We start from the raw sequence: 25,181 nt of genomic DNA on the forward strand, positions 1-25,181 counted from the left end.
GCAGAGATGCCCAATTCTCACTTTCTGTCACCACCGGACAGGAGGCAGAGCCGTTGATGAGACACTCCCTCATGTCGGTGTCCGCGTTGGAAGATCCGGCAACCGTGCGTCTGGCCCTGGACGCAGTGGCGCTACGGCTGGACGGGAAGACGGCCTCACCGCGCACGGCGAAGCGGAAGCGGGCGTGCCTGAGCGACGTTCTGGGACTCGCCGTGGAGGAGAAGTACTTCACCCTCCCGGTCAACCCGCTCACGGCCGTGAAGTGAACCGCTCCGAAGTCCGTAGAGGAAGTGGACCCCGAAAGCGTTGCCAACCCGCGCCAGGCGCGCGCGCTCTTGGCCGGGGCCCGAGAGCAGGGGCCCCGCGGACGGCATCTGGAGGCGTTCTTCGGCTGCCTGTACTACGCGGCCATGCGGCCGGCTGAAGCCGCCGGACTGCGCGCGGACCAGTGCCACCTGCCGGAAACGGGGTGGGGCATGCTCACCCTGCGGCAGGGCATCGTCCGGGCCGGACGGAGCTGGTCGAACGACGGGGCGGCACACGGGACGCGCCATCTCAAGGCCCGTGCCGAGAAGGACTCCCGGCCAGTGCCCATCCCGCCGCACTTCGTGCGCATGCTGCGGCAGCACATCGCCACGCACGGCACGGCACCCGACGGCCGGCTCTTCCGGACGAACCGCAACGGCCTGCTCCAGAAGACCGGCTACGGAGAGGTGTGGGCGAAGGCCCGCCGGGACGTGCTGAGCGAGGCAGAGACGGCCTCTCTGCTGGCTCGTCGCCCCTACGACCTGCGGCACGCCGGGGTGTCGTTCTGGCTCAGTTCCGGAGTGGACGCGATGGAGTGCGCCCGTCGTGCCGGGCACAGCATCGCGGTGCTGCACAAGGTGTATGCCAAGGTGCTCGACCAGACCCAGGAGCGTGCGAACAGCCGGATCGATGCGGTTCTCCGGAAGTGGAACGAACCGGAGTGATCACGCTCTCCCCCGGGGGACGCCTGGGGGACACGCACTGATCAACGGCGGGATACGGACGGTATGAAGTGAGACACGTCCGCGCCCCGTCCACGACGAATCGCACCCGGACCACCAACGAAAAACCCCTTCTGACCTGCCGTAATGGCTGGTCAGAAGGGGTTTTCCCTTGTGTGGCGGCGCCAGGATTCGAACCTGGGAAGGCTGAGCCGGCAGATTTACAGTCTGCTCCCTTTGGCCGCTCGGGCACACCGCCAAGGTCGCTGCCATCGAACCGCCTTGCGGCGGCGCTCCGTGGCAACGACGTAAACGATACCTGATGGGGAGGGGTGGTTCGCCACCCGATTGATCGCTACCCGGGGACCCCGGGGTGGCTAGGCTTGTGAGGATGCGGCCCGGGACCGATGCCGGGCTCGACGGCCGCCCACATACGCCGGTAGCCGGTACTCATCCGGCTCTCAGCCCCATACGCAACCTCGATACAAGGAGCCACAGGACATGGCCGACTCCAGTTTCGACATCGTCTCGAAGGTCGAGCGGCAGGAGGTCGACAACGCCCTCAACCAGACCGCCAAGGAGATCTCGCAGCGCTACGACTTCAAGGGCGTGGGTGCCTCGATCTCGTGGTCCGGGGAGAAGATTCTTCTGGAGGCGAACTCCGAGGACCGGGTGAAGGCTGTCCTCGATGTCTTCCAGTCCAAGCTGATCAAACGGGGCATCTCGTTGAAGTCCCTGGACGCCGGTGAACCGCAGCTCTCCGGCAAGGAGTACAAGATCTTCGCGTCGATCCAGGAGGGCATCTCCCAGGAGAACGCGAAGAAGGTGGCGAAGCTCATCCGGGACGAGGGTCCCAAGGGCGTGAAGGCCCAGGTGCAGGGCGAGGAACTCCGGGTCTCCTCCAAGAGCCGTGACGACCTTCAGGCCGTCATCTCCCTGCTCAAGGGCCAGGACTTCGACTTCGACCTGCAGTTCGTGAACTACCGCTAGGTCCGGGCGGAGAACGAGACCGCGTGTGCCTTGGGCGTCGCGTGCACGCGTGGATGCGGGCGGGTGGGTGTCTCCGGGCGCCCACCCTGCTCGGCCGGCAGCCGTTTCCGAGGTGCCGGTGACGTCAGTCGCGTGAGTGGCCGAAGAGGAGTCGGTAGGCGATCAGGAGGATCAGGGAGCCGCCTATCGCGGCGGCCCAGGTGGCACCGTCGTAGAAGCCCTTGGTGATCGGGTGGTCCAGCCAACGGGCCGAGACCCAGCCGCCGATGAACGCTCCGGCGACCCCGATGAGGGTCGTCCCGATGAAGCCGCCCGGGTCGCGGCCCGGCAGCAGGAACTTCGCGATCGCTCCGGCCAGCAGCCCCAGAACGATCCAGCTGATGATCGTCATGCCCTGTCCCTGCCCTTCTCGTACCGTGCTCTCACCTGGCACGGCCTGTGAAACCCGCGCCGTGTTCCGTTCATGTCGTGCTGGGGTGGAGGACGACGCGGGTATGTGTGACGGTTCCCGCGATCAGTAGGGTGCGGTCTCATGACAGCCCGAGCCGGTTCCGAACTGCGCCGCACGCTCGGCGTGGGAGACGCCGTCGTCATCGGTCTCGGCTCCATGGTGGGGGCCGGGATCTTCGCCGCTCTGGCGCCCGCGGCGCAGGCGGCCGGCTCCGGGCTGCTCCTCGGGCTCGCGGCCGCTGCCGTGGTCGCCTACTGCAACGCCACGTCGTCGGCACGCCTGGCCGCGCTGTATCCCGAATCGGGCGGCACCTATGTCTACGGGCGGGAGCGGCTCGGGGAGTTCTGGGGGTACCTCGCGGGCTGGGCGTTCGTGGTCGGGAAGACCGCTTCCTGTGCGGCGATGGCGCTCACCGTCGGCGCGTACCTCTGGCCGGGGCAGGCCAACGCCGTGGCGGTCGCCGCTGTCGTGGCGCTGACCGCGGTGAACTACGGCGGCGTGCAGAAGTCCGCGTGGCTGACGCGGGTGATCGTGGCCGTGGTCCTCGCTGTCCTCGCTTCCGTGGTGGTCGTGTGCCTGACTTCGGAGCAGGCCGATGCCGGGCGTCTCTCCTTCGTGGCACCGGGCGGCGCGGGCGGCGGGCTCCAGGCCGCCGGTCTGCTGTTCTTCGCCTTCGCCGGGTACGCGCGGATCGCGACCCTCGGCGAGGAGGTGCGGGATCCGGCGCGCACCGTCCCGCGCGCGATCCCGCTGGCGCTGGGCATCGCCCTGGTCGTGTACGTGGCTGTCGCGGTCGCCGTCCTTTCGGTGTTGGGGGCGCAGGGACTGGGTCACTCGGGCGCGCCGCTGACCGACGCGGTGCGGTCGGCCGGGGTTCCGGAACTGACGCCGGTGGTACGGGTGGGGGCGGCCGCGGCCGCGCTGGGTTCGTTGCTCTCCCTGATCCTGGGTGTCTCGCGAACGACGCTGGCCATGGCCCGGGACCGGCATCTGCCGGGCTCCCTGTCCGCCGTCCACCCTCGGTTCCAGGTGCCGCACCGGGCGGAGCTGGCCGTGGGAGCGGTGGTCGCCGTCCTGGCCGCCACGGTGGATGTACGGGGCGCGATCGGGTTCTCCTCCTTCGGGGTGCTGGCGTACTACGCGGTGGCCAACGCGTCGGCCTGGACGCTTCGGCCGGGACCGGTGGCGCGGGTGCTGCCGGCGGTCGGGCTCGTCGGGTGTCTGATTCTGGCGTTCTCACTGCCAGGGATGTCCGTAGCCGTCGGCGCGGGGGTGCTGGCGGTGGGTGCGGCCGCTCATGGGGTGCGGCGGTGGAGGGCTGCCGGGCGGTAGACCGTCCCGGGTCCGGGCGGGCGGGACCCGGCAGGGCAACCCCATGGTGGGGCAACCCCATGGCAGGGCAGGGACAGGTGGCGTTCCCGGTGGGGCTCGGCCTTCTGGGCCACCGGGGATTCGGACACCACCAGGTGTCAGCTAACGATCACACTTGGTCACGCGTCCATGATGCACGCCGCCACCGACAGTCGCGGCAGCCTGTGGAAAACCCTCGTCGGCACGCTTGTGGACTGTGGAAGACCAAGTCGGTCCAGCGGGACTAGCGGGACACGAACTGCTGGTCGGTGCGTACGATCTCGCGGCCCATCGGGAGCAACGAAACAGGGATCAGCTTGAAGTTGGCGATGCCGAGCGGGATGCCGATGATCGTCACGCACAGGGCGAGGCCGGTGACGATGTGGCCGATGGCCAGCCACCAGCCCGCGAGGAGCAGCCACAGCACGTTGCCGATGAAGGAGGCGGCACCCGCGTCCCTGCGCTCGACCGCCGTGTACCCGAACGGCCACAGGGCATAGACGCCGATCCGGAAGGCGGCGATACCAAAAGGAATACCGATAATCGTGATGCACAACAGGACGCCGGCGAGCAGGTAGCCGAGGAACAGCCAGAAGCCGCTCAGAACGAGCCATATGACGTTCAGGATGGTCTTCACTGCGTTCGACCTGCCATCTTCTCGAGTCGGGCGATGCGTTCCGCCATGGGCGGATGGGTCGAGAACATCTTCGCGAACCCCTGGCCCGGACGGAACGGATTCGCGATCATCATGTGGCTGGCGGTCTCGATGCGGGGCTCGGGGGGCAGGGGAAGCTGCTTGGTGCCCGTTTCCAGCTTACGCAGGGCGCTTGCCAGGGCGAGGGGGTCGCCGGTCAGCTGAGCGCCGGAGGCATCGGCCTCGTACTCGCGGGAGCGGCTGATGGCCAGCTTGATGAGGGAAGCGGCGAGCGGGCCCAGGATCATGATCAGCAGCATGCCGAGGATGCCGGGGCCGTCGTCGTCGCTGGAACGGCCGACCGGGATCAGCCAGGCGAAGTTGACCAGGAACATGATCACGGAGGCGAGGGCACCGGCGACCGAGGAGATCAGGATGTCCCGGTTGTAGACATGGCTGAGCTCATGGCCGATGACGCCGCGCAGTTCACGCTCGTCGAGCAGGCGCAGGATGCCTTCGGTGCAGCACACGGCGGCGTTGCGCGGGTTGCGGCCGGTGGCGAAGGCGTTGGGCGCCTCGGTCGGGGAGATGTACAGGCGGGGCATGGGCTGGCGGGCCTGGGTGGAGAGTTCGCGGACCAGGTGGTACAGGCCAGGGGCCTCGAACTCGCTCACGGGGCGGGCCCGCATCGCGCGCAGGGCGAGCTTGTCGCTGTTCCAGTACGCGTACGCGTTGGTGCCCAGCGCGATCACGACAGCGACAACGAGGCCCGTCCGGCCGAAGAAGCTGCCGATGACGATGATGAGTGCGGACAGTCCCCCGAGGAGGACCGCGGTCCTGAGCCCGTTGTGCCGGCGGTGCACAGTACGCCCTCCAAATCGTGCGGCGGGGGACCCTTGTCTGCCGATCTTCCTTCTGACCTGCGATGGCCCCGGGTGCTTCGGCCTCACGTCCAGTGGACCCTCCCGTATTCGTCAACGCCAGGCGAGCGGCACAGGTTCCCTGGGGCGCGTGGTGGCGCGTGTAAACCGTCCGGGTGGAGGCCGTCCTGGGCACCGTGCCGGCCGCGCCCCGTCCGGTGGCCGAAAAGCGCGGCCGGTGGATGAGGGCAGGGGTGCCGGAGGAGGTCCGGCACGCCTCGGGGCCTTGGAGGGTCGGGGTACCGGCGTGGCCCCGGGGGTCGGTCAGAAGAGCCCGGTGTCGGTGAAGCGCAGGATCAGTTGTGGTGCGCCGGACAGGACGATGCCGAGGGCTCCGGTGAGGGCGATCGCGGCGGTGAGCGGGACCGGGACACGGTGCACGGCCGGTTCGCCGTCGGGGGCACGGAACAGCAGGGCCGTCCAACGGAGGTAGTACACCAGCGCGATGACGACGTTGACGGCCATGAGGACGGCGAGCCAGCCGAGTCCGGCGTCGACGGCAGCGGAGAAGACGGTGACCTTGGCGAAGAGGCCGATGATGCCGGGCGGGAGTCCGGCGAGACACAGCAGGAAGAAGGCCAGGAGCAGGGCGGTGAGCGGGCTGGAGGCGTACAGGCCGCGGTAGTCGGAGACCCGGTTGAGGAACTTCGTACGGCCTACCAGGGCGGCGACGGCGAAGGCGCCGAGGTTCACCGCGCCGTACATGAGGGCGTAGGCGAGGGTGGAGCCGATCGACTTCTCGGCGTCGCCGGAGTACGCGGCGGCGGCGATCGGCACCAGGAGGTAGCCGGCCTGGCCGACGGAGGACCAGGCCAGGAGGCGTACCGCGCTGTACGCGCGCGTGGCCTGTTGCCCGAGGGCGCCGACGTTGCCGACGGTCATGGTGAGGGCGGCGAGCACGGCGAGGGCCGGGCCCCAGATCTCGGCGTACGAGGGGAGGGCGACGACGGTGACGAGGATCAGGCCGGTGAAGCCGACCGCCTTGCCGATGACCGACAGGTAGGCGGCGATCGGCAAGGGGGCACCCACATAGGTGTCGGGCACCCAGAAGTGGAAGGGGACGGCGGCCGTCTTGAAGGCGAAGCCGACGAGGGTGAGGACGACGCCGGTCTGGACGAGGGTGTGGAGCTGTCCGTCGACGGTCTGGACGCGTTCGGCCACCAGGGTGAGGTGGAGGGTCCCGGTGGCGGCGTAGACGAAGCTGATGCCGAGGAGGCTGACCGCGGTGGCGGTGACCGAGGACAGGAAGAACTTCAGCGCCGCTTCGGACGACTTCCGGTCGCCGTGTCTGAGGCCGACCAGGGCGAAGGCGGGCAGGGAGGCGACCTCCAGGGCGACGACGAGGGTCGCGAGGTCGCGGGAGGCGGGCAGGAGGGCGGCGCCCGCGGCGGAGGACAGGAGCAGGAACCAGTACTCGCCCTCGGGGAGCCGCTTGTCGGCGTCCTTGAGGACGGTGACCGACAGGAGGGCGGTCAGGAGCGCGCCGCCGAGCACCAGGAACTGGATGACGAGGGTGAACCGGTCGGCGGTGTAGCTGCACACTCCGGGGTCGCCGACCAGGCAGAACGTGCTGCGGTCGGCGTCGAGGAGGGGCAGCAGCATGAGCGTGGCGGCGGCGAGTCCGGTCACCGCGAGCCGGCCGAGGAGCGGTTTCCTGGCCTCGCCGACGAACAGGTCGGCGACGAGGACGGCGAGTCCCACCACGGCCGTGATGACGGGCGGCGCGATGGCCAGCCAGTCGACGGACTGGACGAGGGAGCTCATCGGGTGCCTCCTGTGAGGAGCTGCTGCACGGCCGGGTCGGTCAGTCCGATCAGGGCCCCGGGCCACAGTCCGGCGACGACGGTGAGGACGACGAGCGGGGTCCAGGCCGCGAACTCGTAGCCGCGGACGTCGGTGAGCGCGGGAGCCTGTTCCGGCAGGGCGCCCATGCAGACCCTGCGGACCACGACGAGCAGGTACGCGGCGGTCAGCAGGGTGCCGAAGGCTCCGATCGACATGAAGACGAGGAAGGCGGGGCGGCTGAGTCCGGCGGCGGGGTCGAACGCGCCGAAGAGGGCGAGCATTTCTCCCCAGAACCCGGCGAGGCCGGGCAGGCCGAGGGAGGCGACGGCCGCGAAGGCGAGCAGTCCGCCGAGGCGCGGCGCCCTGCCGTAGAGGGCGGCGCCGGTCTGGGGTCGGTCCGGTGTGGCGGAGCCGCTCGTTGAGGGGCGGCGGTCGGGCCACGGGCGGGACAGGGTGTCGAGGTCGACGGTGCCGGTGCGGTCCTTGAGTGCGCCGACGAGGAAGAAGAGCAGGCCGGTGATGAGGCCGTGGGCGATGTTGGCGAAGAGGGCGCCGTTGACGCCGGTCGGGGTCATGGTGGCGATGCCGAGGAGGACGAAGCCCATGTGGCCGACGGAGGAGTAGGCGATGAGGCGTTTGAGGTCGCCCTTCGCGCCTTCCCTGGCGAGGGCGAGGCAGGCGAGGGATCCGTAGATGATGCCGACGACGGCGAAGGCGGCGAGGTAGGGCGCGAACGTGCGGAAACCGTCGGGTGCGGCGGGGAGCAGGATCCGCACGAACCCGTACGTGCCCATCTTCAGCAGGACGCCGGCCAGCAGGACGGATCCGACGGTCGGGGCGGCGGTGTGGGCGTCGGGCAGCCAGCTGTGCAGCGGCCACATCGGGGTCTTGATCGCGAGCCCGATCCCGATCGTCAATACGGCGATGACCTGCACGGATACGGTCAGTGACCGGCCGTTGTCAGTGGCGAGTGCCACCATGTCGAATGTGCCCGCCCTGATTCCGATCAGGAGCAGGCCGAGCAGCATGACCACGGAGCCGAGCAGTGTGTAGAGGATGAACTTCCAGGCGGCCTCGGCCCGGCCCTCGCCGCCCCAGCGGGCGATGAGGAAGTACATCGGGATCAGGACCATCTCGAAGGCGAGGAAGAACAGGATCAGGTCGAGGACGGCGAAGGCCGCGAGGGTGCCGGACTCGAGGACGAGCAGCAGGGCGACGAAGGCCTTCGGGGACGGGCCCGCGGGCGGTTTGAAGTACGTGTAGAGCGCGCTGAGAAAGGTCAGCAGTGCGGTCAGGACCAGAAGGGGGAGGGAGATGCCGTCGGTGCCGAGGTGGATCCGCACGTCGAGTGCGGGGATCCAGCTGATGTCGGTCGTGGCCTGCATCTTCGACGGCTGGTCGTGGTCGAAGCCGAGCGCGAGGACGATCGCCGCGATGAGAACGGCGCCGGTGACGGTCACACCGTGCCGGAGCACGGCCTGGTCGGGTGACTTTCCCTTGAGTCCCGGCGGGGCCGGGAGGAGAGCGGCGGCGGCTCCCAGGAGCGGGCCGACGACGAGGAACGCCAGAAGGAGCTGCATCACGGACTCGCTGATATCGATCACGTCTGGTCACGCTCCCGTGGCGGCGAGGACGACGGCGACCGCGAGGACGACGGTGCCGGCGAGCAGCGCGCTCACATAGGTCTGCAGATTGCCGGTCTGGGCACGTCGTACGGCGGTGCCGAGCCACCGGGGCAGCGCTCCCGCACCGCGCACGTATGTGTCGACAACCTCACGGTCGAGGAACCGGACCAGACCGGCCGCGGACTGGACGGGCCGGACGAAGAGGGCCGTGTACACGGCGTCGAGGTGGAAGCCGACGGCCGCGTGGCGGTGCAGGGGGCCGAGCAGCAGCCGCCCGGGGTCGGACGGGTCGGGTGCGTACGCGATGTCTCCGTAGGCGGGCTCGTGACTGGCGATCGCCTCTGCCTCGATCTGTCCGGCGTCGCGTTCCGGGTGGGCGGCGACGGCACCGAGGGGAAAGCCGGCGGCGTGGGCGGTGGTGTGCCGCCAGGTGGTGTAGGTGACGATGCCGCCGACCAGGGCCACGCCGGTGCCGAGCACCGAGGTGGCGAGGGTCGGGGTGAGGTCGTGGCCGTCGAACCAGTCGGGCAGCACGCGGAAGGCGAGGCCGCCCAGTGCGAGGGAGGGGATCGCGAGCACCCACAGCACGACGGTCATGGTGAGGGGCTGCCTGCCGTGGTCGGGCGCCTCGGTGCCGTGTCCCCGGAAGGCCAGCAGCCACAGCCGCGTCGCGTACGCGGCGGTGAGCAGGGAGGTGACCAGGCCGGCGAGGAGGACGATCCAGCCCGCCGCGGCGGGGACCTGCCCGTTGTGGCCGGTGACGACGTGTTCGGCGGCTCCGAGGACGGCCTCCTTGGAGAAGAAGCCGCTGAACGGCGGGATCGCGGCCAGCGCGAGGAGCGCCACGGTCATCGTCCAGTAGGCGTCGGGGACGCGGTCACGCAGGTGACTCATGCGGGACATGGCGGCCAGCGAGTTGGTGCCGGCGGCGTGGATGATCACACCGGCGGCGAGGAACAGCAACGCCTTGAAGGCGCCGTGGGACAGGAGGTGGAAGACGGCGGCTCCGCGTTCGCCGACGGCGAGGGCGCCGGTCATGTAGCCGAGCTGGCCGATCGTCGAGTAGGCGAGGACACGTTTGATGTCGTCCTGGGCGAGCGCGGCGAGCGCCGAGCCGGCCATGGTGACGGCTGCCATGACGGCGAGGACGGTCATCGCGGCCCGGGAGGCCGCGAAGAGCGGGAGGAGACGGGCGACGAAGTAGACACCGGCGGCGACCATCGTCGCGGCGTGGATCAGCGCGGAGACGGGGGTCGGGCCCGCCATCGCGTCGGGGAGCCAGGTGTGCAGCGGGAACTGCGCCGACTTGCCCGCCACGCCCGCCAGGAGAAGCAGGGCGATCAGGGTGGGGTGCTCGATGCCGCCGTTCGCGACGGCGTCGAGGACGTGTGTGATCCGGAAGGAGCCTGTCTCGCCGGCGATGGCGAACAGACCGATGAGGAAGGGGACGTCGCCGAGCTTGGTGACCAGAAAGGCCTTCAGGGAGGCGGCGCGGGCCTGGGGGGTCTCCCAGTAGTGGCCGACGAGGAAGTAGGAGCAGATGCCCATGACTTCCCAGCCGACCAGCAGCACCATCAGGTCGCCGGAGTAGACGACGAGGAACATCGCGGAGGTGAACAGGGAGACGAGGGCCGCGTAGGAGGGGTAGCGCGGGTCGTCGCGGAGGTAACCCGTCGAGTAGATCTGCACGCAGGTGGCGACGACACCGACGAGCACGGCGGTGAGGGCGGCGAAGCCGTCGACGTCCAGGGCGAGTTCGATGGGGACGGAACCGGTGGGGGTGAGCTCGGTGGCGGCATCGACGGCCCGGCCGCCGCCTTGGCGCACGGCGACCACGACGGCCAGTGCGAGGGCGGTGAGCGTGGGCAGGACGGCGAGCGGGCGGACGAACCCCGGGGCCGTTCGGCCGAGGAGCAGTCCGGCGATCGCGCCGAGGAACGGAAGGAGGGGGACGAGGACGGCGAGGGTGGTCGTGGTCACGCGGTGGCCTCAGCCTTCGTGACGGCCGCCCGGGTCGTGGGGGCGTCGGCGTCGCTGTCGGGTACGGGGCCGCCCGGCCCGCCGGGACTGCCCGCGCCGTCGGGGCCGTCGGGGTCATCCGGGTCGTGGCCCTCGGCGGTGTCGCGGAGCTTGTCGATGTCCGCGGTGCCGCGGTTGCGGTGGACGGCGAGGACGATCGCCAGACCGATGCCGATCTCGGCGGCGGCGATGGCGATGGTGAACAGGGCGAGGGCCTGACCGGAGTGCAGGGTCTCCTCGGCGGTCTTGCTGAGCCAGACGTCGAAGGCGACCAGGTTCAGGTTGACGGCGTTGAGCATCAGCTCGACCGACATCAGGACCAGGATCGCGTTGCGGCGGGCGAGGACTCCGTACAGACCGGTGCAGAAGAGGAGGGCGGACAGCACGACGGGATAGGCGAGGTGCATCAGCGGTTCCCTTCCGCGTCGCGGCGGCGGGCGGTCGACGCGCGGGCCGGTCCAGGGGCTGATTCCGAGGGCGATCCGCTGGTGGCTCCGGCGGCCGTGTCCCGTGCCCCGGCTTCCCGTGCCGCGGCGGCCGTCTTCGCCCTGCGGGAGAGGACGATCGCGCCGACGAGGGCGGCCAGGAGGAGGACGGAGAGGGCCTCGAAGGGGAGGACCCAGTGCTGGAAGAGGCTGGCGCCGGTCACGTCGGTGGAGCCGGCGGACAGGCCGTCCAGGTCGATCCAGGTCGTGCGGAAGGCGTCGACGACGACCCAGACCAGGGCGACGGCCGCGGCGACGGCCACGGCGAGGGCGACCCAGCGGTTGTCGGAGTCGGCGTCCGGGGAGCGGCCGATGGGCGCTCTGGTGAGCATCAGACCGAACAGGAGCAGGACGACGACCGAACCCACGTAGATCAGGACCTGCACCCAGGCGATGAACTCGGCGGTGAGCAGGAGGTATTCGACGGCGAGTCCACCGAGGGCCACCACCAGCCACAGGGCGGCGTGCACCAGCTGCCTGGTGGTGACGGTGACGACGGCGGCACCGAAGGTGACCAGGCCGACGAGGAGGAAGGCGATCTCCACACCGGTCGGGGAGAGGAAGCCCTGCGCCTCGGCGGTGGTGGTGACGGTGGTGGTCGTGGCGTGCGCGACCGCGGCTGCGGCTGCGGCTGCGGCTGCGGCTGCGGCTGCGGCTGCGGCTGCGGCTGCGGCTGCGGCGGGGGTCACGACTCCTCCCCCTTCGGATCTGCCTGCGGGGCGGGCTGGGCGGCGGTCAGTTTGTCGGCCGTCTTGCGGGCGGCGGCGAGTTCCTTCGGCTCCTCGGCGGCGGGGTCGAGGGCCGGCGGAGCCGGAACCGTCCACATCCACTCGCGGAGCTTGTCGCGTTCATGGGTGAGTTCGCGGATGTCGGTCTCGGCGTACTCGAATTCGGGGGACCAGAACAGGGCGTCGAAAGGACAGACCTCGATGCAGATACCGCAGTACATGCACAGGGAGAAGTCGATGGCGAACCGGTCGAGGACGTTGCGGCTGCGGTCACGGCCGCCGGGCGTCGCCGCCGGGACGGTCTCCTTGTGGGAGTCGATGTAGATGCACCAGTCCGGGCACTCGCGGGCGCACAGCATGCAGACCGTGCAGTTCTCCTCGAACAGACCGATCACCCCTCGGGTGCGGGGTGCGAGGTCGGGCTGGGTGTCCGGGTACTGGGCGGTGACGGATTTCTTCGTCATCGTCCGCAGGGTGACGGCCAGGCCCTTGGCCAGGCCGGAGCCGGGGAAGCCAGGAAGAGAGGGCATGGCTAGGAGATCACCACCTTGACGACGCCGGTGAGGGCGATCTGGGCGAGAGCGAGGGGAACAAGGAAGGTCCAGGACAGTTTCTGCAGCTGGTCCTCGCGCAGGCGGGGATAGCTGACGCGGAGCCAGATGACGACGAAGGCGAGGACCGCGGCCTTCAGCAGGGTCCAGACCCAGCCGAGGCCGTCGGCGCCCCACGGCCCGTGCCAGCCGCCCAGGAAGAGGACGGTGGTCAGGCCGCACAGGACGACGATCCCGGCGTACTCGGCGAGGAGGAAGAGCGCGAACCGCAGGCCGGTGTACTCGGTGTACGCACCGAAGATGATCTCCGAGTCGGCGACGGGCATGTCGAAGGGCGGCCGCTGGAGTTCGGCGAGGCCGGCGACGAAGAAGACGATCGCGCCGACGATCTGCCAGGGCAACCACCACCACTCGAACGCGTCGAGGATGCCGACGAGCGAGACGGTACCGGCCGCCATCGCCACCGAGGCGGCGGTGAGCAGCATCGGCAGTTCATAGGCGAGGAGCTGAGCGGCGGTGCGCAGGCCGCCGAGGAGGGAGAACTTGTTGGCGGAGGCCCACCCGGCCATCAGCGAGCCGAGGACGCCTACGCCCATCACCGCGAGCACGAAGAACACACCTGCGTCCAGCACCTGTCCGACGGCGCCCTCGCCCGGCCCGATCGGGATGGCGAGCAGGACGAGGAGATACGGCAGGAGGGCGACGGCGGGGGCGAGTTGGAAGATACGGCGGTCGGCACCGGCCGGGACCACGTCCTCCTTCTGTGCGAACTTCACGCCGTCGGCGACGAGCTGGGCCCAGCCGTGGAAGCCGCCCGCGTACATCGGGCCCAGGCGGCCCTGCATGTGCGCCATCACCTTGTGCTCGGTCTGGCCGACGATCAGAGGGAAGGTGAGGAAGACGACGAAGATGATCAGGAGTCGCAGGGCGACATCGAGTACATCGTTCACCGCGGGCCTCCTGAGGGGGTGTCGGGGGCCGCGGGGCCCGACTCCGGGGCCGGGTCCGGGTCCGGGTCCGGGGCCGGGGCCGGGTCCGGGGCCGGGTCCGGGGCCGGGGCCGGGTCCGGGGCCGGGTCCGGGGCGGACTCGGGTTCAGCCGGTGTTTCGACCTCGGGCTCGGGCTCACCTGCCGCGTCGGGCTCGGGCTCGGTGTGGGCCGGGCGGGCGTGGTGCCAGGGGGCGTCCGGACTGCGCGGTGCGGTGGAGGGTTTGGTGCCCGATGCTCCGGTCCGATCCGGCGCCTCCGTCTCTTTTGACGCCCCGGTCATGTCCGGCGGCGCGGTCATCTCCGGCGGCGCGGTCGGGCGGCTTGCGGAGCCTTCCGACGCGCTGCGTGCCCGGCGGGGGCCCCGTTCATCGGTGGGCTTCGGCGGTGACGCCTGGGGTCGTTGGCTCGCGGAGCCCTCGGACGCGCTTCGGGTGCGGCGTCCGATGGCCGGCGCTTCGGGCGCGTCGGTGCCGGGACCGGCAGCAGAGCCGACAGTGCCCTCCGCGGCCTTCTCCGCCTTCCCGGACGCGGCTGCCGTCGACTGCTCGCGCTGGGATGCCGAGCCCTCGCTCGCACTCCGGGCACGGCGCGTCCGGGGTGTGGCCGGCGGGGGTGTTCCGGGCTGTGCCGCGGTGTGGGCGGCCGGGGGCTCGGGGGCGGGCGCGGCCTGTTGGCTCGCGGAGCCCTCGGCCGCCGTACGGTTCCGGCGCGGCGGCGGTGCGGGACGGCCCTCGCCCTCCGGCCCCGCGGGGGCCGACTGGCTCGCGGAGCCCTCCGCCGCCGTACGGGTTCGACGCAGCGGACGGTCGCCGGGTGTTCCTTCTGCGGCGGGCCCGGGACCAGTGCCGGTGGCCGCCCTGCCCGCGCCCCGGGCCGGACGGGACGGGGCCGGGGGGAGCCTGCCCTTCAGGGGGCCCCACTCATTGGGGTCGGGGACCCCCGGGGGAAGCATCTGGCGGCGCTTGGGGCCGCCGTGTTCGGACTCGCCGGGTTCCTTGGCGCCGGGCCATGCCTTGGCGACGCGGGCGGCGAGGACGAAGTCCTTGCGCAGGGGGTGGCCCTCGAAGGTGTCCGGCAGGAGCAGGTGGTCGAGTGCGGGGTGGCCGGTGAAGTCGATGCCGAACATCTCGTACGTCTCGCGCTCGTGCCAGGCGGCCCCCGCGTAGACGCCCACCGCGGAGGGCAGCGCCGGGGCCTCGTGCGGGACGGTCGTACGCAGGAGCAGGCGCCGTACCGGGGAGAGGGCCACGACGTGGGCGGCGACGCGGAAGCCCGTACCGGGCTCGTCGACCGCGCTCAACCAATCGAAGTACGTGCAGTCCAGCCGGTCGCGCGCGGTCTCCAGGGCCGGGAGCCAGGAGGCGGGCGGGACGTCGACGGTGAGGACGTCGTACGACTCCTCGGCCGCGGCCTCCGTGCCGAACAGTTCCTCGGCGTCGGCGGGGAGCCAGCCGACCGCGGTCATCGGTCCTCCCCCCGGCCGGACTGCACCGCACCGGCCTCCCCCGGCACCGGCGGCTTCACCAACCCGCTCTGCAGCGCCGTCGCCGAAGCACCTCGTCCACCGGACCCGTACCGCTCCCCCAGCGACTCCCGTGCGATCTTCTCCTGGAGCTTCAGGATCCCCTGGAGCAGTGCCTCGGGCCGCGGCGGGCAGCCGGGGACGTAGACGTCGACCGGGATGATCTGGTCGACGCCCTTGGTGACGGAGTAAGAGTCCCAGTACGGCCCGCCGCAGTTGCTGCACGCGCCGAACGAGATGACGTACTTCGGCTCGGGCATCTGCTCGTACAGACGCTTCACCGCGGGTGCCATCTTGTCCGTGACCGTTCCGGAGACGACCATCAGGTCGGCCTGGCGCGGTCCCGGTGCGAAGGGGATGACGCCGAGGCGGATGAAGTCGTGGCGAGCCATCGACGCGGCGATGAACTCGATCGCGCAGCAGGCAAGGCCGAAGTTGAAGACCCAGAGGGAGTAGCGGCGACCCCAGTTGAGGATCACCTTCATCGGCTCGGGGGCGAGCCGGGCGAGCGCGCCGAGCTTTCCGCTGCCTTCGGCGGGGAGCACGGCGGGCTCGGGCAGCAGCACCGGTCCGGAATCCGGGCCCGGGGCCGAACCCGGGGCCGGCGGGGTGGTGGCACCCGGTGAGTGGGTGGGGGTCACGTCCATGTCAGGACGCCCTTCTTGTATGCGTACAGCAGGCCGACGGCGAGGAAGCCTAGGAAGATGAACATCTCCACGAGCGTGGTCCCGCCATAGCCGTCGGCGGCGAAGACGGTCGCCCAGGGGAAGAGGAAGATCGAGTCGACAGCGAAGATCACGTAGAGGAAGGCGTAGACGTAGTAGCGGACCTGGGTGTGGGCCCAGCCCTCGCCGACGGGGTCGACTCCGCACTCGTACGTCATGAGCTTCTCGGGCGTGGGTACCACCGGCCGCAGCAGGCGTCCCGCACCGAAGGCGACGGCGACGAACAGCACGCCGACGACGGCGAGCAGTCCGACGACCGAGTACGCCTGGAAGTAGTCTGCCGCCGCGACCTGGTTCGAAGCGATCGCGGCAGTCGGTCCGCCGCCGGCCATGTCGAAGCCGGCCATGCCGATGCCGGTCGGGTCGAAGCCGGTCGGTTCGACGCCGGTCGATTGCCGCACGTCCGCCCCTCGCTGTTCGACGATCTGTACGCACGGGAGTCTAGGCCCTGACAAGTGCCCCGTAAGCAGCCCGTCACCCCCTGGTACGGGGGGTGGGGATTTCCCCCGTGGATATCAGGGGCCCACCTCATGGCGTGGGCCCCCGTGGCCGTGCACGCTATGACACATGACCGAGCCCTTCCCTTCTCCCGCCGACCGCCCACCACCGGCGCGTTTCGCCTACGACCGGCACACCTGGAAGGAGATCGCCCACCTCCTGGCGAACCTTCCGGTGTCGCTGGTGGGCTTCATCTATGTCGTGCCCATCCTGCTCCTGGGCCTCGGGCTGACCGTCACGGTGGTCGGGTTCCCGCTGCTCGCGGCCGGTCTGATGGGGACGCGGCTGCTGGGCAGGGGGGAGCGGGCGCGGGCCAGGGCGCTGCTCGGGGTGCGGGTGGAGGAGCCGAGCCGGCTGCCGCTGCACGGTGCCGGAGGGTTCCTGCCGCGGCTGTGGATGGCGCTGAAGGACCCGGTGGGCTGGCGCACGGCACTGTACGAGGTGATACGCCTGCCGTGGGGCATCGTCACCTTCACCGTAACGCTGACCTCGCTGTTCGTGCTGTGGCCGGTGCTGCCGTTCATCGCGCGAGGGCTGGCCAACGCGGACCGGGCGATGGTGCGCGGCCTGCTGTCGCCGTCCGACGAGCTGGAGCGGCGCATAGCCGAGTTGGAGTCCGACCGGGGTGTCGTGGTGGACACGGCCGCGGCGGATCTGCGGCGCATCGAGCGCGACCTGCACGACGGCGCGCAGGCCCGGCTGGTCAACCTGGCCATGGGGCTGGGCCTGGCCAAGGAGAAGCTGTTGGAGGATCCCGACGCGGCGGCTTCGATGGTCGAGGAGGCGCACGGCGAGGTGAAACTGGCGTTGCAGGAGCTGCGGGACCTGGCCCGCGGCATCCACCCCGCGGTGCTGACCGACCGCGGTCTCGACGCCGCACTGTCGTCGGTCGCCTCCCGCTGCACGGTGCCGGTGAGGGTGACGGTCGATCTCACCGAGCGGCCGGCCGCGGCCATCGAGGGCATCGCCTACTTCACCGTCTCCGAGCTGCTGCAGAACGTCAGCAAGCACAGTGCGGCGCGTACGGCCTCGGTCGAGGTGTGGCGTTCGGACGGCCGCCTGCTCATCCAGGTGGAGGACGACGGCCACGGCGGCGCGAGCCTGGACGGCGGTACGGGGATGCGGGGTCTCGCGGACCGGCTGGGCGCGGTCGACGGTCTGTTCGTCGTGGAGTCGCCGGAGGGCGGCCCGACGACGGTGACGGCGGAGCTGCCGTGGCGGGACCTTTCCGGCGCCCTCGCCGAGGACACGCGTACGGCCGCCCCCGCGCCCATGCAGAGCTCCGCGCGGCCGGCCACGTAACGCCGTGCGACGCCACCGCGCCCGTACGGCCGTCCGCCGCGTGTCCGCGCCCGCGTCGCGCGCCCCACACGGCCGCGCGCGACGTAGCCCCGCGCGCACGGCCGTCCACCCCGGTCGGAGGTAGGGAAAACCCCCCGTCCAAGACTGCGACGTACTCCATGGTCCACCGGCCTGCTGCCGAGGAGTCTGGAGATACGACAGCACAGCCGCCGGACGAGGAGAAGGACGACGCCGATGGCCACCGAGTACGAACAGGGCTACGGGCTCTACAGCGCGCCCACCGGGCACTCCGGGAGTACCGGTGGCACGGAGAGGACCGGTGAGCGGCGGCACCGGGTTCCGGCCGTGCTGCGGGCACCGGTCGAGGGACGGACCTGGCGCGAGCTGGTGTACGTCCTGCTGGGTCTGCCGATCAGTATTCTGCTCTTCGCCTACGCGGTCACGATGGTGTCGCTGGGGGCCGGTCTGCTGGTGACGTTCCTCGGCGTACCGGTGCTGGCCGCCGGGCTCGCCGGATGCCGCGGGTTCGGGGCACTGGAGCGGATGCGGGCGCGGGGGCTGCTGGGCCTGGACGTGGCCGAGCCGGAGCCGCTGCGGATGAAGCGTCAGGGGTTCGTGGCCTGGATGGGGGCGGTGCTGAAGAGCGGCACCTCGTGGCGGTCGCTGCTGTACGCGGTGCTGCACCTGCCGTGGGCGGTGTTCGCCTTCACCGTCGCGGTGACCGTCTGGTCGATCGGCTGGTCGCTGCTGACGTACCCCCTGTGGTTCTGGCTGTTCCCGATGTACGCCGGTCAGGGTGGGATACAGCTGTACGGCGACGGGCAGCACCAGATCTATCTGGACAACCCGTTCGAGATCACGGTGACCGCGCTGATCGGCCTCCTGTTCACCATCGCCACGCCGTGGATCGTGCGAGCGCTGACCATGATGGACCGGCTGCTGGTGCACGGGCTGCTCGGTCCGTCGCGACTGGCGACGCGGGTGGTCGAGCTGGAGTCCGACCGTGGCGCCGTGGTGGACACGGCGGCGGCGGACCTGCGGCGCATCGAGCGCGATCTGCATGACGGGGCGCAGGCCCGGCTGGTGGCACTGGCCATGGACCTGGGGCTGGCGAAGGAGAAGTTGAGGGAGGACCCGCAGGCCGCGGCGCACATGGTCGACGAGGCGCACGGTGAGGTGAAGACGGCCCTACAGGAGCTGCGGGACCTGGCGCGCGGCATCCACCCGGCCGTGCTGACCGACCGGGGTCTTGACGCGGCGCTGTCGTCGGTGGCCTCCCGCTGCACGGTCCCGGTGCAGGTCGAGGTGGATCTGACGGAGCGCCCGGCGCCGGCGATCGAGGGCATCGCGTACTTCACGGTCTCGGAGCTGCTGCAGAACATCAGCAAGCACGCGCGGGCGACCCGGGCGACCGTGGAGGTGTGGCGGACGGAGAACCGGCTGATGGTGCAGGTCGAGGACAACGGCGTGGGCGGCGCCGACGTGTCCGAGGGTTCCGGGCTCGCCGGTCTCGCGGAGCGGCTGGACGCGGTGGACGGAATCCTGGTGGTCGACTCACCGGCCGGCGGCCCGACCCGGGTGACGGCGGAGCTGCCCTGGCGGGCGGAGCGGATGCGGTGAGCAGGTGAGCGCGCCGGCGGATGAGTAAGCCGGCGGTCAGCACCTCAGCAGCTCAGCAAGCCGGCGGAGGAGCGGGTGAGCGGCGGCTGAAGACGCGGAAGCGACCGACAGGTGTGCGGGTACGGGCAGTGGGCCCGTACCCGCACCCTCCTGTACCAGGAAATCGCCCCTGCCCCGTACCAGGACCTGGCCCTGCGTCCGGGTGCGTGTCCCTTGCCCCTGCCCGCGAAGACTTCTCTCCTACGCCCCTCCGCATCGCCCACCGGATGCTGGGATGCTGGTCCCGTCAGCCGGACCCGCCGCACGGGCGGGCGCGGAGGAGTGGCGTGGGGGCCGAGGAATCATGGAGGACAGAGTGCGCGTGGTCATCGCCGAGGATTCAGTGCTGCTGCGGGAGGGCCTGACCCGGCTGCTGACCGACCGGGGGCTCGATGTCGTGGCCGGGGTCGGCGACGGCGACGCGCTGATCAAGACGATCACCGAGCTGAACGATCAGGGGGAGCTGCCGGACGTCGTGGTGGCCGACGTCCGGATGCCGCCGACGCACACCGACGAGGGGGTGCGGGCCGCCGTCCAGCTGCGCAAGAAGCATCCGGGTATCGGGGTGCTCGTGCTGTCGCAGTACGTGGAGGAGCGCTACGCCACGGAGCTGCTCGCCGGTTCCAGCCGGGGCATCGGCTACCTGCTCAAGGACCGGGTGGCCGAGGTACGGGAGTTCGTGGACGCGGTGGTGCGCGTGGCCGAGGGCGGTACGGCGCTGGACCCCGAGGTGGTGGCGCAGCTGCTCGGCCGCAGCCGCAAGCAGGACGTCGTCGCGGGACTCACCCCGCGTGAGCGGGAGGTCCTGGGGCTGATGGCCGAGGGGCGGACGAACTCGGCGATCGCCCGGCAGTTGGTGGTGAGCGACGGAGCCGTGGAGAAGCACGTCAGCAACATCTTCCTGAAGCTGGGGCTGTCCCCGAGCGACGGCGATCACCGTCGGGTACTCGCGGTCCTCACCTACCTCAACTCCTGACCCCCTGCACTCCTGCACTCCTGCACTCCTGCACTCCTGCACCGGAACCCCCTGACCCACCTCCGGGTGACGTCGGCAGGCCCCGGCTGACGTCGGCTGGCGCGGGTTGAACCGCCGGCGGGCGGGCAACGTCCTGGAAGGCAAGAGCCGCTGGGTCGGCAACCAGGGGGAATCCGGGCAGGAGGCGGGACACGTCGGTGCTCCGGACGTCGTGCCGACGTCACGCGGGACGTCGCGAAGTCGTGTCCAAGATACGAATGACCCGAGGAAGGCGACCCTTACGGACGTAGGGTTGATCCAGGGACGGCCCGCAGGAGGGCCGGTCCCGGACAGCCGCCCTCGAGGAGGTCCAGTTCAGTGACCAGCCAGGTCAGCAGCCCAGCGGAGCAGGCCGACGGAACAGTCCCAGGAGAGCAGCGCAAAGCGGCGGGTGCGAAGGACGTCCGCCGTCTGAACCGGGTGATCATCAGGTTCGCGGGGGACTCGGGTGACGGTATGCAGCTCACCGGTGACCGCTTCACCTCGGAGACGGCCTCCTTCGGCAACGACCTGTCGACCCTGCCGAACTTCCCCGCCGAGATCCGTGCCCCGGCCGGCACCCTGCCGGGTGTCTCGTCCTTCCAGCTCCACTTCGCCGACCACGACATCCTCACCCCCGGTGACGCGCCGAACGTGCTGGTGGCGATGAACCCGGCCGCCCTGAAGGCGAACATCGGGGATCTGCCGCGCGGCGCGGAGATCATCGTCAACACGGACGAGTTCACCAAGCGGGCGATGCAGAAGGTCGGCTACGCGAGCAACCCACTGGAGGACGGCTCACTCGACGGCTACAGCCTCCATCCGGTGCCGCTGACGACGCTGACGATCGAAGCGCTGAGGGAGTTCGACCTCACCCGCAAGGAAGCCGAGCGCAGCAAGAACATGTTCGCGCTCGGCCTGCTGAGCTGGATGTACCACCGGCCGACCGAGGGCACGGAGAAGTTCCTGAACTCGAAGTTCGCCAAGAAGCCGGACATCGCGGCGGCCAACATCGCCGCGTACCGCGCGGGCTGGAACTTCGGGGAGACGACGGAGGACTTCGCCGTCTCCTACGAGGTGGCCCCGGCCGCCGCGGCGTTCCCGCCGGGCGTGTACCGCAACATCTCCGGCAACCTGGCCCTGGCGTACGGGTTGATCGCGGCGTCCCGGCAGGCGGACCTGCCGCTGTTCCTGGGGTCGTACCCGATCACCCCGGCGTCGGACATCCTGCACGAACTGAGCCGGCACAAGAACTTCGGCGTCCGGACCTTCCAGGCCGAGGACGAGATCGCCGGCATCGGTGCCGCGCTGGGGGCGGCCTTCGGTGGTTCGCTGGCCGTGACGACGACGTCGGGTCCAGGTGTGGCGCTGAAGTCCGAGACGATCGGTCTCGCGGTGTCGCTGGAGCTGCCGTTGCTGATCGTGGACATCCAGCGCGGCGGCCCGTCCACGGGCCTGCCCACCAAGACCGAGCAGGCGGACCTGCTCCAGGCGATGTACGGGCGCAACGGCGAGGCGCCGGTCCCGGTGGTCGCGCCGCGCACGCCGGCCGACTGCTTCGACGCGGCGCTCGAGGCGGCCCGGATCGCGCTGACGTACCGGACGCCGGTCTTCCTGCTCTCCGACGGCTATCTGGCCAACGGCAGCGAGCCGTGGCGCATCCCGGACACGGAGGAGCTGCCGGACCTGAGAGTGCGGTTCGCGCAGGGCCCCAACCACACGATGGACGACGGCACCGAGGTGTTCCGGCCGTACCAGCGGGACCCGCGGACGCTGGCCCGGCCGTGGGCGATCCCGGGCACACCGGGTCTGGAACACCGGATCGGCGGTATCGAGAAGCAGGACGGCACGGGCAACATCTCGTACGACCCGGCCAACCACGACTTCATGGTGCGCACCCGGCAGGCGAAGATCGACGGCGTCGACGTCCCCGACCTGGAGATCGACGACGCGGACGGCGACGCCCGGGTGCTCGTGCTCGGCTGGGGATCCACCTACGGGCCCATCACCGCGGCGGTACGGCGCATCAGGGGCGCAGGGGGCGCGATCGCGCAGGCCCATCTGCGCCATGTCAACCCCTTCCCGCGGAATCTGGGGGAGGTCCTGGAGCGTTACGAGAAAGTGGTCGTACCCGAGATGAACCTCGGCCAGCTCGCCGCCCTGATCCGGGCGAAGTACCTGGTCGACGCCCACTCCTACAACCAGGTCAACGGCATGCCGTTCAAGGCGGAGCAGCTTGCCGAGGTGCTGAAGGAGGCCATCGATGACTGAGACACTGGCAGGCGGCCCGCCCTCCCTCGGCGACTCCTCCCGCGGGGACTCCTCCCGCGGGGACTCCCCCCGCGGGGACTCCCCCTTCGGCGACGCGCTCGCCCTGGTGCCCAAGGCCGAGGCCAAGCAGTCGATGAAGGACTTCAAGTCCGATCAGGAGGTGCGCTGGTGCCCCGGCTGCGGCGACTACGCCGTCCTGGCCGCCGTGCAGGGCTTCATGCCCCAGCTCGGGCTGGCGAAGGAGAACATCGTCTTCGTCTCCGGCATCGGCTGTTCGTCCCGCTTCCCGTACTACATGAACACCTACGGGATGCATTCCATCCACGGCCGCGCCCCCGCGATCGCGACGGGCCTGGCGACGTCCCGGCGCGACCTGAGTGTGTGGGTCGTCACCGGTGACGGGGACGCGTTGTCCATCGGCGGCAACCATCTGATCCACGCGCTGCGCCGTAACGTCAATCTGAAGATCCTACTGTTCAACAACCGGATCTACGGCCTGACCAAGGGCCAGTACTCGCCGACCTCCGAGATCGGCAAGATCACCAAGTCGACGCCGGTGGGTTCGCTGGACGCGCCCTTCAACCCGGTGTCGCTGGCGATCGGCGCGGAGGCCTCCTTCGTGGCCCGTACGGTCGACTCGGACCGCAAGCATCTGACCGAGGTGCTGCGGCAGGCCGCCGCCCATCCGGGCACGGCCCTGATCGAGATCTACCAGAACTGCAACATCTTCAACGACGGCGCGTTCGAGGTGCTCAAGGACCGGCAGCAGGCCGAGGATGCGGTGATCCGGCTGGAGCACGGCAGCCCGATCCGCTTCGGTGCGGACGGTGCGAAAGGCGTCGTCCGGGACCGGGCCACCGGTGATCTGAAGGTGGTCGCGGTGACGCCGGAGAACGAGGCGGAGATCGTGGTCCACGACGCGCACTCGGCGTCCCCGACCACCGCGTTCGCGCTGTCCCGGCTCGCCGATCCGGACACCCTGCACCACACCCCGATCGGCGTCTTCCGCTCCGTGGACCGTCCGGTCTACGACACGCTGATGGCGGAGCAGTTGGACACCGCCGTCGAGCAGCACGGCAAGGGCGAACTCGGCGCGCTGCTGGCGGGCAACGACACGTGGACGGTCGTCGGCTGAGCAGCCACCTGGCGTACGGCCACCGGGATGTACGGCCACCGGATGTACGGCCACTCAAGGGACGATCGCACGCGGAACGCCCCGCACGAGGCCCGGACGCTTCAGAGCGTCCGGGCCTCGTCACGTGCCAGCCGGGCCTCGTCGCCTGCCCGCCTGGCCTCCTCGCCTGCCCGCCTGGCTTCGTCATGCGTCCGCCGGGCTTCGTCGTACGCCTGACGGGCGGCCAGTACGCCGTCCATGCGCCGCTCGGTCCACAAGGCCAGCGCGCACACCTGTTCGGCGGCCTCGCGCCCCAGGTCGGTGAGGGAGTAGTCGACACGCGGCGGGATCACCGGTTTGGCGTCACGATGGACGAGGCCGTCGCGCTCCAGCGTCTGAAGGGTCTGGGTGAGCATCTTCTCGCTGACCCTGCCGATCGCTCGGCGCAGCTCGCTGAAGCGGTAGGGCCGCTCCTGGAGCCGGATCAGCACGAGCACCCCCCAGCGGCTCGTCACATGCTCCAGGACCAGTCGGTGCGGGCACATCGCCTCCTGCTCGCTCAGCAGAGGCCCAGGAACGGGCGCCAGGGACGCGGACGTGGACGCGGACGCGGACATGCCCTCACTTACCGTCATGCCGGTACCTTACTTCAAAGTGGGTACTTACAAAAAGTTAGTGCAAGTCCTAGCGTTGGTGCCACCGCACCCCACAAGGAGTTCTGAGCATGAGCATCGTCGTCACCGGAGCCACCGGAAACCTCGGCCGCCACGTCGTGGAGCAGTTGCTGGAGAAGGTTCCGGCCGAGCAGGTCACCGCCGTCGTACGCAGCCCGGAGAAGGCCGCCGATCTGGCGGAGCGCGGCGTCCGGCTCGCGGTCGCCGACTACAACGTTCCCGAGACCCTCGACGACGTGTTCGCGGCGGGCGACAAGGTGCTGCTGATCTCGGGCAACGAGTTCGACAAGGGCCGGGTGCAGCAGCACCGGCGGGTCATCGAGGCCGCCAAGGCCGCCGGTGTCGCCCTGCTCGCCTACACCAGCGCCCCCAAAACGCTGACCGCCGCGCTCGCCGACGACCACCGCGGCACCGAGAGGGCTCTGCTGGACTCCGGCGTGCCGTACGTCCTGCTGCGCAACGGCTGGTACCACGAGGTCTACACCGAGAACCTCGCCCCGGTGCTGGAACACAACGCGGTCGTCGCCGCCGCCGGTGAGGGCCGTATCTCCTCCGCCGCGCGCGCCGACTACGCCGCGGCCGCCGTCACCGTGCTCACCGGCGAGGGCCACGAGAACAAGACGTACGAGCTGGGCGGCGACGAGGCGTGGAGCCTCGCCGAGTACGCGGCCGAGCTGAGCCGGCAGACCGGCAAGGAGATCGCCTACAAGCCGGTCACGGTCGAGGAGCTCACCGGCATCCTGGCCGGTGCCGGACTGCCCGAGCCCGTGGCCGCCGTCTTCGCCGGCGCGGACGCCTCCATCGCGAAGGGTGAACTGGTCGTCACCAGCGGCGCCCTGGCCCGCCTGATCGGCCGCCCGACCACTCCGCTCGCGGACGCCATCGCCGCCGCGCTGAAGAACTGACCTCCGCGCGGGGCTGCAGCC

At 70.5% G+C, this 25,181-nt stretch carries 24 protein-coding genes and 1 tRNA gene; 10 read left to right on the forward strand and 15 right to left on the reverse strand.

Annotated elements, in window-relative coordinates; genetic code table 11:
- The first annotated feature begins 56 nt into the window (after positions 1–56).
- On the forward strand, positions 57–266 hold the full coding sequence (locus ACFP2V_RS31110) for a hypothetical protein (RefSeq protein WP_381218616.1): 210 nt from the start codon (positions 57–59) through the stop codon (positions 264–266).
- Positions 267–335: 69 nt separating this feature from the next.
- Complete coding sequence (locus ACFP2V_RS31115; protein ID WP_381218617.1) at positions 336–971, forward strand: hypothetical protein; 636 nt, start codon at positions 336–338, stop codon at positions 969–971.
- 174 nt (positions 972–1,145) lie between these two features.
- Here the strand turns inward: ACFP2V_RS31115 and ACFP2V_RS31120 are convergent.
- Positions 1,146–1,227: transfer RNA gene (locus ACFP2V_RS31120), tRNA-Tyr, on the reverse strand.
- Between the two features lie 242 nt (positions 1,228–1,469).
- On the opposite strand from ACFP2V_RS31120, the gene ACFP2V_RS31125 reads away from it, so the two are divergent.
- Positions 1,470–1,958: a YajQ family cyclic di-GMP-binding protein gene (locus ACFP2V_RS31125; RefSeq protein WP_055595887.1), complete on the forward strand. Its 489-nt coding sequence runs from the start codon at positions 1,470–1,472 to the stop codon at positions 1,956–1,958.
- Positions 1,959–2,082: 124 nt separating this feature from the next.
- Here ACFP2V_RS31125 and ACFP2V_RS31130 read toward each other — a convergent pair whose 3' ends face one another.
- On the reverse strand, positions 2,083–2,349 hold the full coding sequence (locus tag ACFP2V_RS31130) for a GlsB/YeaQ/YmgE family stress response membrane protein (RefSeq protein WP_381218618.1): 267 nt from the start codon (positions 2,347–2,349) through the stop codon (positions 2,083–2,085).
- Positions 2,350–2,490: 141 nt separating this feature from the next.
- Here ACFP2V_RS31130 and ACFP2V_RS31135 point away from each other — a divergent pair, with 141 nt between their 5' ends.
- Entirely contained in the window at positions 2,491–3,741 is a 1,251-nt protein-coding gene (locus ACFP2V_RS31135) for an APC family permease (RefSeq protein ID WP_381218619.1), read from the forward strand.
- Positions 3,742–4,003: 262 nt separating this feature from the next.
- On the opposite strand, the gene ACFP2V_RS31140 is transcribed toward ACFP2V_RS31135, so the two are convergent.
- The 12 genes from ACFP2V_RS31140 to ACFP2V_RS31195 all read right to left on the reverse strand — a co-directional run bounded on the left by ACFP2V_RS31140 (position 4,004) and on the right by ACFP2V_RS31195 (position 16,075).
- Positions 4,004–4,396 (reverse strand): YccF domain-containing protein, encoded by a 393-nt coding sequence (locus ACFP2V_RS31140; RefSeq protein WP_381218620.1) that lies wholly within the window; start codon positions 4,394–4,396, stop codon positions 4,004–4,006.
- Entirely contained in the window at positions 4,393–5,256 is an 864-nt protein-coding gene (htpX, locus tag ACFP2V_RS31145) for a zinc metalloprotease HtpX (RefSeq protein WP_381218621.1), read from the reverse strand. The genes ACFP2V_RS31140 and htpX overlap by 4 nt, the downstream gene beginning before the upstream one ends.
- 321 nt (positions 5,257–5,577) lie before the next feature.
- Positions 5,578–7,077, reverse strand: a complete 1,500-nt coding sequence (locus ACFP2V_RS31150; RefSeq protein WP_381218622.1) for an NADH-quinone oxidoreductase subunit N — start codon at positions 7,075–7,077, stop codon at positions 5,578–5,580.
- Complete coding sequence (locus tag ACFP2V_RS31155) at positions 7,074–8,702, reverse strand: complex I subunit 4 family protein (protein WP_381218623.1); 1,629 nt, start codon at positions 8,700–8,702, stop codon at positions 7,074–7,076. Before ACFP2V_RS31155 ends, ACFP2V_RS31150 begins: the two co-directional genes overlap by 4 nt.
- A gap of 6 nt (positions 8,703–8,708) precedes the next feature.
- Positions 8,709–10,703 carry an NADH-quinone oxidoreductase subunit 5 family protein gene (locus ACFP2V_RS31160; protein ID WP_381218624.1) on the reverse strand — a complete coding sequence of 665 codons (1,995 nt, stop codon included), beginning with the start codon at positions 10,701–10,703 and terminating at the stop codon, positions 8,709–8,711.
- Entirely contained in the window at positions 10,700–11,149 is a 450-nt protein-coding gene (gene nuoK, locus ACFP2V_RS31165) for an NADH-quinone oxidoreductase subunit NuoK (protein WP_381218625.1), read from the reverse strand. The genes ACFP2V_RS31160 and nuoK overlap by 4 nt, the downstream gene beginning before the upstream one ends.
- On the reverse strand, positions 11,149–11,916 hold the full coding sequence (locus tag ACFP2V_RS31170) for an NADH-quinone oxidoreductase subunit J family protein (RefSeq protein WP_381218626.1): 768 nt from the start codon (positions 11,914–11,916) through the stop codon (positions 11,149–11,151). The genes nuoK and ACFP2V_RS31170 overlap by 1 nt, the downstream gene beginning before the upstream one ends.
- A complete protein-coding gene (locus tag ACFP2V_RS31175) occupies positions 11,913–12,485 on the reverse strand; it encodes a NuoI/complex I 23 kDa subunit family protein (protein WP_381218627.1) in 573 nt (190 codons plus the stop codon). Before ACFP2V_RS31175 ends, ACFP2V_RS31170 begins: the two co-directional genes overlap by 4 nt.
- A gap of 2 nt (positions 12,486–12,487) precedes the next feature.
- Positions 12,488–13,456, reverse strand: a complete 969-nt coding sequence (locus ACFP2V_RS31180; protein WP_381218628.1) for a complex I subunit 1/NuoH family protein — start codon at positions 13,454–13,456, stop codon at positions 12,488–12,490.
- Complete coding sequence (locus ACFP2V_RS31185; protein WP_381218629.1) at positions 13,453–14,961, reverse strand: NADH-quinone oxidoreductase subunit C; 1,509 nt, start codon at positions 14,959–14,961, stop codon at positions 13,453–13,455. The genes ACFP2V_RS31180 and ACFP2V_RS31185 overlap by 4 nt, the downstream gene beginning before the upstream one ends.
- A complete protein-coding gene (locus ACFP2V_RS31190; protein WP_381218630.1) occupies positions 14,958–15,665 on the reverse strand; it encodes an NADH-quinone oxidoreductase subunit B in 708 nt (235 codons plus the stop codon). The genes ACFP2V_RS31185 and ACFP2V_RS31190 overlap by 4 nt, the downstream gene beginning before the upstream one ends.
- Positions 15,656–16,075 carry an NADH-quinone oxidoreductase subunit A gene (locus ACFP2V_RS31195; protein WP_381218693.1) on the reverse strand — a complete coding sequence of 140 codons (420 nt, stop codon included), beginning with the start codon at positions 16,073–16,075 and terminating at the stop codon, positions 15,656–15,658. Before ACFP2V_RS31195 ends, ACFP2V_RS31190 begins: the two co-directional genes overlap by 10 nt.
- A gap of 235 nt (positions 16,076–16,310) precedes the next feature.
- On the opposite strand from ACFP2V_RS31195, the gene ACFP2V_RS31200 reads away from it, so the two are divergent.
- The 5 genes from ACFP2V_RS31200 (at position 16,311) to ACFP2V_RS31220 (ending at position 23,602) form a co-directional block, all read left to right on the forward strand.
- Positions 16,311–17,543 carry a sensor histidine kinase gene (locus ACFP2V_RS31200; RefSeq protein ID WP_381218631.1) on the forward strand — a complete coding sequence of 411 codons (1,233 nt, stop codon included), beginning with the start codon at positions 16,311–16,313 and terminating at the stop codon, positions 17,541–17,543.
- Between the two features lie 234 nt (positions 17,544–17,777).
- On the forward strand, positions 17,778–19,163 hold the full coding sequence (locus ACFP2V_RS31205) for a sensor histidine kinase (RefSeq protein ID WP_381218632.1): 1,386 nt from the start codon (positions 17,778–17,780) through the stop codon (positions 19,161–19,163).
- A 343-nt stretch (positions 19,164–19,506) separates the two neighbouring features.
- Positions 19,507–20,178, forward strand: a complete 672-nt coding sequence (locus tag ACFP2V_RS31210) for a LuxR C-terminal-related transcriptional regulator (protein ID WP_381218633.1) — start codon at positions 19,507–19,509, stop codon at positions 20,176–20,178.
- Between the two features lie 357 nt (positions 20,179–20,535).
- On the forward strand, positions 20,536–22,467 hold the full coding sequence (locus ACFP2V_RS31215) for a 2-oxoacid:acceptor oxidoreductase subunit alpha (protein WP_381218634.1): 1,932 nt from the start codon (positions 20,536–20,538) through the stop codon (positions 22,465–22,467).
- A gap of 133 nt (positions 22,468–22,600) precedes the next feature.
- A complete protein-coding gene (locus tag ACFP2V_RS31220) occupies positions 22,601–23,602 on the forward strand; it encodes a 2-oxoacid:ferredoxin oxidoreductase subunit beta (RefSeq protein WP_381218694.1) in 1,002 nt (333 codons plus the stop codon).
- 101 nt (positions 23,603–23,703) lie between these two features.
- Here the strand turns inward: ACFP2V_RS31220 and ACFP2V_RS31225 are convergent, their stop codons facing one another.
- Positions 23,704–24,126, reverse strand: coding sequence for a winged helix-turn-helix transcriptional regulator (locus tag ACFP2V_RS31225; RefSeq protein ID WP_381218695.1), 423 nt, complete (start codon positions 24,124–24,126; stop codon positions 23,704–23,706).
- A gap of 179 nt (positions 24,127–24,305) precedes the next feature.
- On the opposite strand from ACFP2V_RS31225, the gene ACFP2V_RS31230 reads away from it, so the two are divergent.
- Complete coding sequence (locus tag ACFP2V_RS31230) at positions 24,306–25,160, forward strand: SDR family oxidoreductase (RefSeq protein ID WP_381218635.1); 855 nt, start codon at positions 24,306–24,308, stop codon at positions 25,158–25,160.
- The last annotated feature ends 21 nt before the right edge of the window (positions 25,161–25,181 follow it).

This window comes from Streptomyces incanus (assembly GCF_042656345.1).
GTDB lineage: Bacteria > Actinomycetota > Actinomycetes > Streptomycetales > Streptomycetaceae > Streptomyces > Streptomyces incanus.

Excerpts from the sequence above, each read along its gene's own strand:
- ACFP2V_RS31110 (WP_381218616.1), top strand. The coding sequence starts at position 57 with ATGAGACACTCCCTCATGTCGGTGTCCGCGTTGGAAGATCCGGCAACC.
- ACFP2V_RS31125 (WP_055595887.1), top strand. The coding sequence starts at position 1,470 with ATGGCCGACTCCAGTTTCGACATCGTCTCGAAGGTCGAGCGGCAGGAG.
- ACFP2V_RS31130 (WP_381218618.1), bottom strand. The coding sequence starts at position 2,349 with ATGACGATCATCAGCTGGATCGTTCTGGGGCTGCTGGCCGGAGCGATC.
- ACFP2V_RS31135 (WP_381218619.1), top strand. The coding sequence starts at position 2,491 with ATGACAGCCCGAGCCGGTTCCGAACTGCGCCGCACGCTCGGCGTGGGA.
- ACFP2V_RS31150 (WP_381218622.1), bottom strand. The coding sequence starts at position 7,077 with ATGAGCTCCCTCGTCCAGTCCGTCGACTGGCTGGCCATCGCGCCGCCC.
- nuoK (WP_381218625.1), bottom strand. The coding sequence starts at position 11,149 with ATGCACCTCGCCTATCCCGTCGTGCTGTCCGCCCTCCTCTTCTGCACC.
- ACFP2V_RS31175 (WP_381218627.1), bottom strand. The coding sequence starts at position 12,485 with ATGCCCTCTCTTCCTGGCTTCCCCGGCTCCGGCCTGGCCAAGGGCCTG.
- ACFP2V_RS31185 (WP_381218629.1), bottom strand. The coding sequence starts at position 14,961 with ATGACCGCGGTCGGCTGGCTCCCCGCCGACGCCGAGGAACTGTTCGGC.
- ACFP2V_RS31190 (WP_381218630.1), bottom strand. The coding sequence starts at position 15,665 with ATGGACGTGACCCCCACCCACTCACCGGGTGCCACCACCCCGCCGGCC.
- ACFP2V_RS31195 (WP_381218693.1), bottom strand. The coding sequence starts at position 16,075 with ATGGCCGGCGGCGGACCGACTGCCGCGATCGCTTCGAACCAGGTCGCG.
- ACFP2V_RS31200 (WP_381218631.1), top strand. The coding sequence starts at position 16,311 with ATGACCGAGCCCTTCCCTTCTCCCGCCGACCGCCCACCACCGGCGCGT.
- ACFP2V_RS31205 (WP_381218632.1), top strand. The coding sequence starts at position 17,778 with ATGGCCACCGAGTACGAACAGGGCTACGGGCTCTACAGCGCGCCCACC.
- ACFP2V_RS31210 (WP_381218633.1), top strand. The coding sequence starts at position 19,507 with ATGGAGGACAGAGTGCGCGTGGTCATCGCCGAGGATTCAGTGCTGCTG.
- ACFP2V_RS31220 (WP_381218694.1), top strand. The coding sequence starts at position 22,601 with ATGAAGGACTTCAAGTCCGATCAGGAGGTGCGCTGGTGCCCCGGCTGC.
- ACFP2V_RS31225 (WP_381218695.1), bottom strand. The coding sequence starts at position 24,126 with ATGTGCCCGCACCGACTGGTCCTGGAGCATGTGACGAGCCGCTGGGGG.
- ACFP2V_RS31230 (WP_381218635.1), top strand. The coding sequence starts at position 24,306 with ATGAGCATCGTCGTCACCGGAGCCACCGGAAACCTCGGCCGCCACGTC.